Below are 11,948 nucleotides of genomic sequence, written 5' to 3' on the forward strand. Positions count from 1 at the left end.
GATAAAGAATTTTTTATGTTGCGTAATTTCTGGGAATTGATGTATCGAAATGAGGGAAAGTTTTACAAATAACACTGTGATAAGTGCTGAAAAAATAGTGCAGTTTCAGCAGAAATACGGTAAAGATAAAGTATTATGTTGATTTATCTTCGCTGGAGATATCGGAGGATACCACGAGCGATCGCTTCTGCCATTTGATTTTGGTAAGATGCACTTCGTAGCTTAGCGATATCTTGCCGACCACTCATATAACCAGTTTCCACTAAGATTGAGGGCATAGAACTTTTGCGGAGAACATAAAATCTGGCTCTTCGCACTCCCCGATCTCTGACATTCACACTTTGGAGAATGCTGCTGTGGACAATGCGAGCGAAACTGTAGCCTGTATCGTAATAATACGTTTCCAAACCATTCACATCCGGACGACCTGTACCCGCTGAATTAGCATGGATGCTGACAAATATATCAGCATTGGCACGTTCTGCTATTGCTACTCTTCCCGGAAGGGTAACGAAGTAGTCAGAACTCCGGGTTAATACCACTTGTACGCCATTCTTTTGTAATATCGCTGCGATCTTTTTGCCAATAGGTAATACGACATCCTTTTCTAACTTTCCTCCGATACCAACAGCCCCTGAGTCTCTGCCACCATGTCCGGGGTCAATCAAGACTACCACTCGCCCATTTGGAACACGGCGCGTTGGGGAAGGTTGGGGTTTATCTACAATAGGCCCTTCTGATAATGGTCGTGGGTTTGGTCGTGGTAGGGGGATTGTAACAATCGGAGGTCTAGATCTACCAGATGGCCCGGGTAACACAACCGGAGGTCTAAATCTACCAGATGAGCGTTGTCGCAATTCTAGTGACAAAAGCTCACCGCTGAGTTTGTTGAGTTGACCAATTTGTACTCCTGCTGCGGGTTGAACAAAAATAGCGACAGTGCGGGGGTCTTGCTGTTGCAGGCGTACTCTGAGAATAGGACTGTTGGCATCGAAATCAGGCCCTTTAACATCAGAACCTAAGCGAGCGTTGGGAATAGTAATGCGGAACAGTGTAGAGGATCTATCCCAGCCAGCACTACCAGATAAAGGTCGATCGCCTTTGATAATTAGTTGCGTGCCATTGCCAGCCAATTCTACAGATTCAATTGTGGCTGGCGAATCAGTTTCAGAATTACGGGATGAAGAAAGCAAGGGTCTTGAACTGTTATCCCCACGTAATTGAGTTATTCTGCCATTGGTAGGCAACAGTACCAAACCATTCGCACTACTTACTGTCGGTCGCCAGTCAGGGGCATTTTTGTCCACCCGCATAGTCATGCGGACTGTGGGTGGTGTTTCATCCAATTTAGAGAATTGGATACTGTCAACACCGTAACGATTAATTGATAAATCGCGTTCCAAATCGGGTGATAAAGTCGCACCAGAGATATCCATGAAAATTCGAGTGCGATCGCTATTACGCCTTACCTTCACCTCTGGATTGCCACCATTCGTACGGATGAAAAATCCATCTCCCGTGACTCGCAAACCTTCAATTTGAGTCGTAGCTTCAGCAGTTTTGACTACCGTTTCTTTTGAACTAGATGTGGTAGAAGGTTTTGTTGTCACCACACTGTAAGTACTTCTGGTAGGTGAGGCAGCAACTTCTTCCCGTTTTGGCTTTGGTAATTGTACCCGCCAGCGATTAGCAGCTACCCCTTCAAATTTCACCTGCTGAGGATCGAGGGTATAACCTGGGCTGAGTTCAACCACTACGCGTGTAGTTTGTGGATCAAACTGTCCAATCCGGAGCGAACGAATCGCACCACCGACTGACTGGACAAGCTGGGGACGCCCGAATTTAATACCTGGCAAATCAATGACTAACCGTGTCGGATTGAACACTAGTTGGGCAGTCGGTTGAACAGCACCATCAGTATTGATTTCTAACCGATTTTGATCGGCATCAAAACGCCAAGATTGTAGGTTCGCTGCATGTGCAGGCGACGATAATAGGGAGATACCCAAGACAGTACCAGGTACTAACCAGTGTAGTTTCACAGTGCTTTCTCCTGAGTCGCATTCATGAGAGCGGTCAATCTGTTATGTAAAAGCGTTGGTCAATCCTCAGGCAGTCACCGTCAACTTTTAGCTTCGATGAGTCAATTACTTTATTTGGTCGCTGGTGTCGCAGTTCACTTTTATTTTTAGATGTATGGTTTTGCGTCCAGATAAAGTCACGGTTGATGGCGTAGAATTTTAGCATAAACTTTACTCTTTTCTATGCCTTTTTGCCAGGGAAATTTAGTCTGCAAAGCATCAGATTAAACCAACAAAGAAATAACTAAAATTAACAATAGCAGTCAATGCTAGTAACATACACTTGCGTTGCCAAAAGATTTTTTGAGTTTTTTGATTGTTGGCAATCAATGCACCTGGTTAAAAAATCAGCTTTTCTTAACTGACAAGACAAAAATTGCAGGTCATACTTTTTAATTACTTCAAAAAAGCACAACAGACCAATGCAAGGAAATATTACAGTAAAAGACACCGGGAGAAGCCCCGCAATGCAGTGGCTCCTCTTCTTTATTTTCAAGACAGTCAGCCATATGATTTCATCACATAACAAAGTGTGAAAATCTTTTTCACTTCTAAGTTCTGCATTATTTTTAAGACCAGAAAGTAATTACATCAGCAATATTAATAGTAGTTAAGAAAAACTCCTTCAAAGGTACAATCACAGGCGACGGACAGTAGGAGACATAAGTTTCCTATGCTAATCTTAAAGTCCTAAATATTGTCAGAACTAAATAATGATTGAAGTACAGACGCTCAACAGTGCGCCTGTACACAAAAATTTTACTTACCCTCCTGAGAATTGAAATTACCTTTGAGATTCTCATTATCATTTGATGTCGACATCATCGCACCAGATGACTTTATTGCCACAGGAGCCCCAGAAGAGCCATCTAAAATCAGTTCATTGGAATCTCCTGCTGCCATTTGTGGTTGCGGAAATACGAACCGCAGCAAGGGAGGGGCTAAAAAGGTTGTGAGGATGACCATCATGATAATTGCCGCCTCCAATGGTTTGGAAAGAATGCCAGTACTGGCACCAATACCAAGAAATACCAATCCGACTTCGCCCCGAGGAATCATTCCCACGCCAATTGCCAAACGATTGATTTGGGGTTGACCAAATACGCTTAAGCCAGTTACAACTTTACCCAGGATAGCTACCAAGATGAGGAAGCTGGCCATAACCAGACCTTCGCGATTGCTAGGAATCGCTGGGTTTAAAACTCCCAAGTCAGTTTGTGCCCCGACAGTCACGAAAAAAATTGGCACTAACATATCAGCAATCGGGATGATTTGCTTTTGCAGTTCTTTGCGCTTATCTGTTTCCTCCAGAACCAAACCTGCTGCAAAAGCTCCCAAAATCGCTTCTAACTGAATAACAGCGGCAATATATGCCATCACAAAAGTGAAAATGAATGCTGGTATGATCAGTTCACCGCGCGTTTTGAGTTGATCGACGATCGCCACAAAAGTTTTGTTGAAAATATTACCTAGAGCGATCGCACCCAAAAGAAAAGTACCGGCGCTAATAATCAAATAAACAACCTTGCCAACATCGACTGCACCATCTTTAGCAAGACTGGCCACTACTGCTAAGACAATAATCCCCAGTACATCGTCAATAACGGCTGCACCAAGAATAATTTGCCCCTCTTTGGAATTCAAACGCCCCAATTCTGACAAAACTTTGGAAGTAATACCAATACTGGTGGCAGTCAGCGCTGCCCCAGCAAAAATCGCCGGAACTGCTGGGATTCCAAACAAAATCATCAAACCTGCCGTGCCAGCAGTAAAGGGTACAACAACACCCACTACCGCTACAACTGTGGCTTGAATACCCACTGCCATCAAGTCTTTTAAGTTTGACTCCAAACCAATTTCAAACAGCAGGATGATTACACCCAATTCTGCCAAAACAGAAATAACCTCTGACTGGGCCACAAACACACTGTCTGCGGCATCAGGACTTAAACCAGCAGTGGTTTTGAGAAACGAGATGATTAGAGAATTAGAACTATCTGCCCCTCCTTCAGGAAATACCAACAGATGTAGGACAGATATACCTACAACCACACCGCCTACGAGTTCACCTAAGACAGGCGGCAAACCGAAGCGGTTGGATAATTCTCCACCGAGTTTACTGGCAAAGTAAATAACTACCAAACTCAGCAGTACTGCTGCTACTACCAGCGAACTATCTGCTGTTTCACCTGTCGTTGCCAATAGGGGTAACGAGAAGTTGATTGTGCCTAAAAACTGCATTGACTGTGTGGAAATCATTCTTTCTAATTTACAAGCTGTCGAGCTTCAGCTTTTGTTATTTGTCCTTTGTCATTTGTTCTTTGTCATCTGTCAAAAGCTATTAACTAATCGACGAGTGTGTATCCAAGCTTCCCCGCAGGGTAACATTCGAGCAATAGCTTATTGCTAAAATGCCAGGACTACCTACAAAATGCTTCACCCCTACTACCTGATAATTGTAGGAGCTGCTGCCAATGCGACTCTGACACTGGGACTACAGATAGTCTAGGGAGACGCAGCAAATCAAAATTTTCAAAGCTACTGTCCTGCTTGATTTGAGCTAGGGTAACGGGTTGAAGCACTCTTTGTATTGCCTTTACATCCACAACAACTCTTTTGGCATTATCCAATTTTGGATCGGGGTAAGGTTGGCTCGTTATCTCTGCTACACCCATAACTTGCCGCTCCTTGCCAGTGTGATAAATTAACGCCAAATCCCCTACTGTCATCATACGTAGATGCTTGAGAGCTAGAGCGTTGCTTACTCCATTCCAAACTGTACTGCCATCCCGTTCTAAATCGGAGTAGGAATACTCTTCCGGCTCAGTTTTCAGCAGCCAATACGCCATGAAACTATCTCCCAAAGTCTGAGTGTCGTTTTTTAAGTTTCTAAAAATGTAACCGTCTTAGAATAGCGATTATTACGTGTGAAAGTGAAAACATCTGGTTATTAGGCAATACGGTTCAGTGAGTAGAAGTCAATCTTTGGAGATCCCCCTAAATCCCCCTTTTCAAGGGGGACTTTAAGATAAATTTCCCCCCTTTTTAAGGGGGGCTAGGGGGGATCAAAACCTTAACTGAACCGTATTGGGTTATTAGGAGCTTAGGGTCTAGGAACTAGAAGATGGAGCTAATAGCTAGTAGAAAAGATTCTTAAATCCCTAATCCCTAATCCCTAATCCCCAGTCCCTTAATTTTGAGGAGTGAAAGTTAAATGAATAAAGCTGCCTTGTTGGATTCTCAGCTATTTGCTGGGAACTTGTGGAAGACCGTATCTTTAGCCATGCTGGTATGTGTGACTTTTGCCCAGCCTGTTCTAGCACAAGAGAAAGAGAGGATGTTCAGAACTCTCACAGTGACTGGTCGGGGAGTAGAAACAATTCCTGCTACTTTAGCTCAAGTTGTTTTGGGTGTAGAACTTCAGGCTAAAACTGCACAAGAGGCACAGCAAGAAGCTGCACGCAGGTCATCAGCTGTAGTGACACTGCTTAAGAGCCGTAATGTGGAGAAATTGCAGACTACTGGTATTACTCTCAATCCAGTGTATAGCTATAAGGATAATGTGCAGCGCTTGACAGGCTATGCTGCTACCAACACCGTCAGTTTCCGTATTGCTACTGATAAAGCTGGTACGTTATTGGATGAAGCCGTGAAAGCAGGTGCGACGCAGATTAATAGTATTAGTTTTGTCGCTACTGATGAAGCGATCGCCCAAGCTCAAAAACAAGCACTCAAAGAAGCTACTCAAGAGGCTCAGCAACAAGCTGATGCGGTTTTTAGCGCTTTGGGTTTCCAGCGTAAAGAGATAGTTAGCATTCAAATCGATGGAGCAAATGCGCCACCACCACCGCCACGTCCGATGCTTCGTACGGAGGCTGCCAAGGTAGCGGATGCTGCTACTCCTGTAGAAGGCGGTGAACAGCAAGTAGAAGCATCGGTGACGTTGCAAATTAGTTATTAGTTAGTGGTTAGTGGTTAGTGGTTAGTGGGTAATAAGGAATAGGGAATAGGTAATGGGAAAGAAAAATAATAATCACCAATCACCAAGTAGCAATTAGTAACTACTAACTACTAACTACTAACTAATTAAAAATTTTCAGGGTTAGTATCCATCATCTCTGCCTCTGCATCTCGTTTGGAACCCAATAAATCTAATTGGTCTACTCTGATGACTGGTGTAGAACGGAGTGCACCTGTGTTGCGATCGTTCCAGGTGTCAAATTTCAAGGAGCCTTTAACTCCGATCAGACTTCCTTTACGTACAAACCGACCAGCCACCTCTGCTGTATTTCCCCATAGTTCTAAGTTAAACCAGTCAGGTTCATCACTATTGCGCGATCGCCTTCTTACCGCCAGTGTTAATTTACACTTGACGCTACCACTGTCCTCGAAATATTTCATATCTGGGTCGCCGCCTACACGACCGACTAGGGTGACAATATTAATACTCATGTGTGTTACCTTCCAGTACAGGCGTACTCATTTAATCGTGACTCCCATCATAGCGAATTCTCTGCGTGTAGAATAGGGTGTTAAATAATTAACAATTATAAATACTGATGCGAATGATAAAATTTACTCTGTTATAAATACAAAAGTATACGGATATGCTCCCGTAGTTAGAGAATATAAAAAAGTAAAAGCCACAGACAGGCAAAAGATTCCGAAAAGTTATAAAAAGATAACCTAGTTTACTGGACTCAGGTCAAAAAAAGTAATAGAATCCTGCACGATTCTGTCTTAGGGTAGTAGTCAAAAATATCAAAATAGGGGGCAACAAGACGCGTGGGTCTTTTCAGTAAGTTTTCCTTATCGCGAGATATGGGTATCGATCTCGGTACCGCAAATACCCTCGTGTATGTATCAGGTAAAGGTATAGTTCTCCAAGAACCGTCAGTAGTTGCCATTGACCAAAATGAAAAGGTAGCACTGGCAGTGGGAGAAGATGCTAAAAAAATGCTCGGTCGAACACCTGGAAACGTGATTGCCCTCCGTCCCTTGCGCGATGGTGTAATCGCCGATTTCGACACAGCCGAGCTGATGCTCAAAAGCTTTATTCAGCGGGTAAATGAGGGCAAGTCACTAGTGTTACCCCGGATAGTCATTGGTATTCCCAGTGGTGTAACAGGGGTAGAAAGACGAGCTGTGATGGATGCTGCCACGCAGGCAGGTGCTAGAGAAGTCTACTTAATTGATGAGCCTGTGGCCGCTGCCATCGGGGCAGGATTACCTGTAGCCGAACCAACTGGCAATATGATCATCGATATTGGCGGCGGCACAACAGAAGTAGCAGTACTGAGTCTTCAAGGTACAGTACTAAGCGAATCAGTACGCATTGCTGGGGATGAACTCACGGAATCAATAATGCAGTACATGAAGAAAGTTCATAACCTGGTAATCGGGGAACGTACTGCTGAGGATATCAAGATTCGCATTGGTTCTGCCTATCCGACTCACGATGATGATGATGCCATGATGGAAGTCCGGGGTTTACACCTACTCTCCGGTTTACCGCGAACTGTAACCATCAAAGGGCCAGAAATTCGTGAAAGTATGTCGGAACCGCTATCAGTAATCATCGAAGCTGTAAAGCGGACTCTGGAGCGCACACCTCCAGAACTAGCGGCAGATATTATTGATCGGGGCATTATGCTAGCCGGTGGTGGTGCTTTGCTGAAAGGACTCGATACGTTAATTAGTCATGAAACGGGGATTGTGACGCATGTTGCTGCTGACCCTCTCAGTTGCGTGGTTTTGGGTACAGGTCGTGTGTTAGAAAATTTCAAGCAGCTAGAACGAGTGTTCAGCGGGCGTTCTCGAAATATGTAGCTAAAAGAAGTAATTTTTAGATATTGGTTTTGTTAAAAAAACAATATTGACGATAGTTATACGGTTAGATAAAGGTATATATGTTTACATTACGTCGCTGGTGGGAGCATAAAGGGTTACAAATTGGGCTGCTTTCTCTATTAGTTGTTAGCGCTTGGGTAGTTAGACAAACTCAAGGAACACTGTTACTAGAGCTTTATCAGGGAATTACCAGCCAATTTCAGATTGTGCAGCCAGGCCCTACGTCAGAGGAACGCTTGAGGGATGCTCGGGTATTAGAATTAGAAACCCAGATAGTAGAATTAGAAAACCAAAATAAAAAGCTAAAACAGTTACTGAGTTACGTTGAAAAAGAGCCTTTGTCTTCTCGTCCAATACCAGCACGGGTAGTGGGGCGTAGTGCCGATAACTGGTGGCAACAAGTGATCCTCAATCGCGGTAGTCAGGCGGGGATTCAGGAAGGCTTTGTAGTCAAAGCTGAAGGTGGATTGGTAGGTCTGGTAGAAAATGTAACTCCTAACACTAGCCGCGTATTGTTAATCAGCGACCTAAAAAGCAAAGTCGGTGTAAATATTAGCCGTACTGGAGCTAAAGGAGTTTTACGGGGCGATGCTTCGGCAGAGGCAGTGCTAGAGTTTTATGAAAAAGTCCCCAATGTCAAACCTGGGGATGTAGTTGTCACATCAACCTATAGTCAAAAGTTTCCGTCTGGGTTAGCAGTGGGACGAATTAAATCTTTAGATTTAAAGAAACTTCCAGCTTCTGTGGCGAAAGTCGAACTGTTTCCGCCAATTCGCTCTTTGGATTGGGTAACTGTGTATCCCAAGCCAGAAAACCAGCCGATGGAAAATCCGCAATCGGCAAGTCAACAGTCGCAGAAATAAAGAATATGAAAATTCCTGCGTTTCGGGGTGTCAGGCAAAATAAGCCAAAATCGCGATCGCGAAAATCCATATTTCACATCAATCCCATTTCGCGTTGGCATCCCCACCTCCGACTCATAATCAATTGGATTGTGATTTTTGGGTCTGCAATCCTATGCTTGCTGATGCTGCCTACCCGCCTTCCTGGTATGGAATTATTGGGAATTGGCCCCAACTGGTTGTTAATTTGGGTGGTAGCTTGGAGTGTGAAGCGTACACCTTTACAAGGTGCATTGGCTGGTATGGTTTTGGGGTTACTTCAAGATGCGATCGCATTACCCGATCCTACTCATGCCTTAAGTTTGGGAGCAGTAGGGTTTCTCACAGCTTTACTTCAGAAACAGCGTTTTATCCAAGAAGATTTTATCTCGATCGCTCTGATTGTCTTTGGAATGGCGGTTCTGGCAGAAACTATTTTTGCCTCACAATTGACATTGATGGGCGATCGCAATATAACAGACATCTGGGCTTATTACCAGAAAGTCGCTCTTGCTTCTGCGATCGTTAGTAGCCTCTGGGCACCAGTGGTTTATTTTCCTTTAAATCGTTGGTGGCAGCGCCTAAAATTAGCAGAGCAGCAATCTTAAACAAATTTTCAAAGTCTCCAATCGCGGAGTGTGGATAGCCTGGATTACAACCCAGGCAAGGAGTGAAGAGTGAGGGTAGCTTGGGTTTAATCTCAAGACATAGCCCTCACTCTTAATTTTTTTCTGGAATTTGGGCAACCTCTGGCAAGATGGATTAAAGCTAGAGTTAAGGGATTAGAAGCTAAGGGTTAGTAGTTAGTGGGAGCGGGTTTTGCTGATTATCTTTCGGTTAAAATTAACGATTTATCTTTTAAAGCCGCCCATACAGTGGTAAATAACCAACAATTCCCTAATCCCCAGTTCCTCTATTTCATAAAATTATGGATAATTCTCCAGTGGTTGCCCAAACAAATGCATCCCCGCCAAATAACAATAGGGAAAATGCACTTATAGTAAGTTCAGTGATTAAATCGGATTCATACACCCACGAACAGGTAGGAACCGACTTTGATCGGGTAATGATGCAGCGATGTTTGGAACTTGCCCGTCGCGCTTTGGGACGCACTTCTCCTAATCCGTTGGTTGGGGCAGTGGTTGTCAAAGATGGAGAAATTATCGGGGAAGGCTTTCATCCTCGTGCAGGTGAGCCGCACGCAGAAGTTTTTGCCCTCAAAGCAGCAGGTGAGAATGCTCGTGGGGCAACTATTTATGTCAGTCTAGAACCTTGCAATCACCACGGACGCACTCCTCCTTGTTCGGAAGCATTGATTGCTGCTGGGGTGAAAAAGGTAGTGGTGGGTATGGTTGATCCTAATCCACTAGTAGCAGGTGGTGGTATTGCTCGGTTACGCGCAGCTGGAATAGAAGTAGTGGTGGGAGTGGAGGAAGAAGCCTGTCGGAGGTTGAATGAAGGCTTTATCCATCGCATCCTCTACAAACGACCCTTGGGAATTTTGAAATACGCCATGACTTTGGATGGCAAAATTGCTACTACTACTGGTCACAGTACTTGGATAACCAATCAAGAAGCCCGCAGCATAGTCCATCAAATGCGGGCTGCTTGCGATGCTGTCATTGTCGGTGGAAATACGGTGAGATTTGATAATCCACGTTTAACCAGCCGTCAGCAGGGAGCGCATAATCCCTTACGGGTGGTGATGAGTCGCACTCTTAACTTGCCGGAACAAGCTAACTTGTGGCAAACAAAAGAAGCCCCTACTTTAGTGTTGACAGAAGTAGGAGCTAACCCTGCTTTTAAGGAACTGTTGCTTCAAGGGGGGGTAGAAGTAATAGAATTGTCACCACTGACGCCAGAACGAGTGATGGCTTATTTATACGAGCGAGGTTTTTGTAGCGTGCTGTGGGAGTGTGGTGGGACTTTGGCAGCTAGTGCGATCGCTCAAGGAGCAGTGCAAAAAGTCCTAGCGTTTATTGCTCCAAAAATCATTGGTGGCAGTCATGCTCCAACACCTGTCGGTGACTTAGGTTTTACCACCATGACAGAAGCATTATCCTTAGAACGTGTAGAGGTGCGTGTGGTAGGAGCAGATTGTTTAATAGAAGGCTATTTGCCTCAAAGAAGTCCATAGTCCAAAGTCCAAAGTCAAGAGTTATTTGACTATTGACTATTGACTATTGACTCTTGACTAATTTTGTTGTCATGAATACTGACGTTCATTAGCTAGATCGCGGATGAGGGATAGACGGGATTTAACGTAGTCACAGAGGAAATCGGTTTCTTGGCAATCTAGCAAAGCTTGTGTTGTGGTTTGTTTTACCAACCACTGTACTAAGCTAGCATCGTCTAATTGCAACAGCGTCTTTGTTTGGGTGGCTTCAATTATTGACCAAAGCTGACGCATAATCCTGGGAGTCATTAGACCTCCATTTCTTGATAATGTCAGTTGTTTTCAGGATACACAATTTGATTTGAAGCTTCCGGTATTAACGTACAAGCTGACATAAGTGTTATTACAAACTTAATATTTTGATTCATATCTTGATGAAGATTAAGAAAGATGATATTAAACAAAGCTTTTAATAGAAATTAACTTTATTAAAGCTTGAAAGTGTATTCAATTATTCATGTCATTTTTTAAGTATAAAGACTCAATTAAATAAAAGTTCGTAGTAAGGGCTTGAGCCGCTTAAAACCCTTGCTCAGAGATAAATCGCTCACTACAAACGATATTTAATTACGTCCACCTACTTATCAACAAACAATGCTAATAAACTATAAATTATTAATTATTAATGATTAATTATTAATATTAACTCCACCCTTGCATTTCCACTAATTCTATACACAATTCATTAATTTGCTCTAGGTCAGGTCTGTCAGGCAGAATTGATTCTTCATAAAATTTTTCCATTTCAACCATCAAATCCTCTGCCATTTTCATCACCTGCTCATAAGAATAATCACCTCTGAGTATCGCTTTTAAATCATCAGCATCTCCAGCGATATTTCTCAGGGTAAGCTCATCTAATTTAGTATAAAAATAGCTTGACAAATTAAACAAGACAAGAATAATCAGCGGTGTAAAAAACGTACTTGACATCAGAGCAAGATAAGTGAGATGACTTCC

Annotated in this window: 11 protein-coding genes and 1 pseudogene; 5 read left to right on the forward strand and 7 right to left on the reverse strand. The window is 43.4% G+C overall.

Going from position 1 to position 11,948, the window contains the following annotated elements; genetic code table 11:
• Positions 1 to 143: 143 nt before the first annotated feature.
• The 4 genes from HXY43_RS07115 to HXY43_RS07130 form a co-directional block, all read right to left on the reverse strand.
• Positions 144 to 2,042 (reverse strand): N-acetylmuramoyl-L-alanine amidase, encoded by a 1,899-nt coding sequence (locus HXY43_RS07115; protein WP_026735080.1) that lies wholly within the window; start codon positions 2,040 to 2,042, stop codon positions 144 to 146.
• 34 nt (positions 2,043 to 2,076) lie between these two features.
• Entirely contained in the window at positions 2,077 to 2,247 is a 171-nt protein-coding gene (locus tag HXY43_RS07120; protein ID WP_155960535.1) for a hypothetical protein, read from the reverse strand.
• Between the two features lie 593 nt (positions 2,248 to 2,840).
• The gene (locus tag HXY43_RS07125) at positions 2,841 to 4,340 is read right to left on the reverse strand and encodes a cation:proton antiporter (RefSeq protein ID WP_290881627.1); all 1,500 of its coding nucleotides are present in this window, start codon (positions 4,338 to 4,340) and stop codon (positions 2,841 to 2,843) included.
• Between the two features lie 161 nt (positions 4,341 to 4,501).
• Positions 4,502 to 4,930: an EVE domain-containing protein gene (locus HXY43_RS07130; RefSeq protein ID WP_290881629.1), complete on the reverse strand. Its 429-nt coding sequence runs from the start codon at positions 4,928 to 4,930 to the stop codon at positions 4,502 to 4,504.
• 365 nt (positions 4,931 to 5,295) lie between these two features.
• Between HXY43_RS07130 and HXY43_RS07135 the strand changes: the two genes are divergently transcribed.
• Positions 5,296 to 6,042, forward strand: coding sequence for an SIMPL domain-containing protein (locus tag HXY43_RS07135; RefSeq protein ID WP_290881632.1), 747 nt, complete (start codon positions 5,296 to 5,298; stop codon positions 6,040 to 6,042).
• A 125-nt stretch (positions 6,043 to 6,167) separates the two neighbouring features.
• Here HXY43_RS07135 and HXY43_RS07140 read toward each other — a convergent pair whose 3' ends face one another.
• On the reverse strand, positions 6,168 to 6,533 hold the full coding sequence (locus HXY43_RS07140; RefSeq protein ID WP_290881634.1) for a single-stranded DNA-binding protein: 366 nt from the start codon (positions 6,531 to 6,533) through the stop codon (positions 6,168 to 6,170).
• A 369-nt stretch (positions 6,534 to 6,902) separates the two neighbouring features.
• On the opposite strand from HXY43_RS07140, the gene HXY43_RS07145 reads away from it, so the two are divergent.
• The 4 genes from HXY43_RS07145 (at position 6,903) to ribD (ending at position 10,949) form a co-directional block, all read left to right on the forward strand.
• The gene (locus HXY43_RS07145) at positions 6,903 to 7,910 is read left to right on the forward strand and encodes a rod shape-determining protein (RefSeq protein WP_026735085.1); all 1,008 of its coding nucleotides are present in this window, start codon (positions 6,903 to 6,905) and stop codon (positions 7,908 to 7,910) included.
• 80 nt (positions 7,911 to 7,990) lie between these two features.
• Positions 7,991 to 8,794 (forward strand): rod shape-determining protein MreC, encoded by an 804-nt coding sequence (mreC, locus tag HXY43_RS07150; protein ID WP_290881637.1) that lies wholly within the window; start codon positions 7,991 to 7,993, stop codon positions 8,792 to 8,794.
• Positions 8,795 to 8,799: 5 nt separating this feature from the next.
• Positions 8,800 to 9,420, forward strand: coding sequence for a rod shape-determining protein MreD (gene mreD, locus HXY43_RS07155; RefSeq protein WP_290881638.1), 621 nt, complete (start codon positions 8,800 to 8,802; stop codon positions 9,418 to 9,420).
• Positions 9,421 to 9,740: 320 nt separating this feature from the next.
• Complete coding sequence (ribD, locus tag HXY43_RS07160; protein ID WP_290881640.1) at positions 9,741 to 10,949, forward strand: bifunctional diaminohydroxyphosphoribosylaminopyrimidine deaminase/5-amino-6-(5-phosphoribosylamino)uracil reductase RibD; 1,209 nt, start codon at positions 9,741 to 9,743, stop codon at positions 10,947 to 10,949.
• Positions 10,950 to 11,018: 69 nt separating this feature from the next.
• On the opposite strand, the gene HXY43_RS07165 is transcribed toward ribD, so the two are convergent.
• Positions 11,019 to 11,237, reverse strand: coding sequence for a hypothetical protein (locus tag HXY43_RS07165; protein WP_026735089.1), 219 nt, complete (start codon positions 11,235 to 11,237; stop codon positions 11,019 to 11,021).
• A 393-nt stretch (positions 11,238 to 11,630) separates the two neighbouring features.
• A pseudogene (locus HXY43_RS07170) lies at positions 11,631 to 11,948 on the reverse strand (hypothetical protein); the annotation flags it as partial.

The sequence above is a fragment of the Fischerella sp. genome (genome assembly GCF_013388695.1).
Taxonomy (GTDB): Bacteria; Cyanobacteriota; Cyanobacteriia; order Cyanobacteriales; family Nostocaceae; genus PCC9605.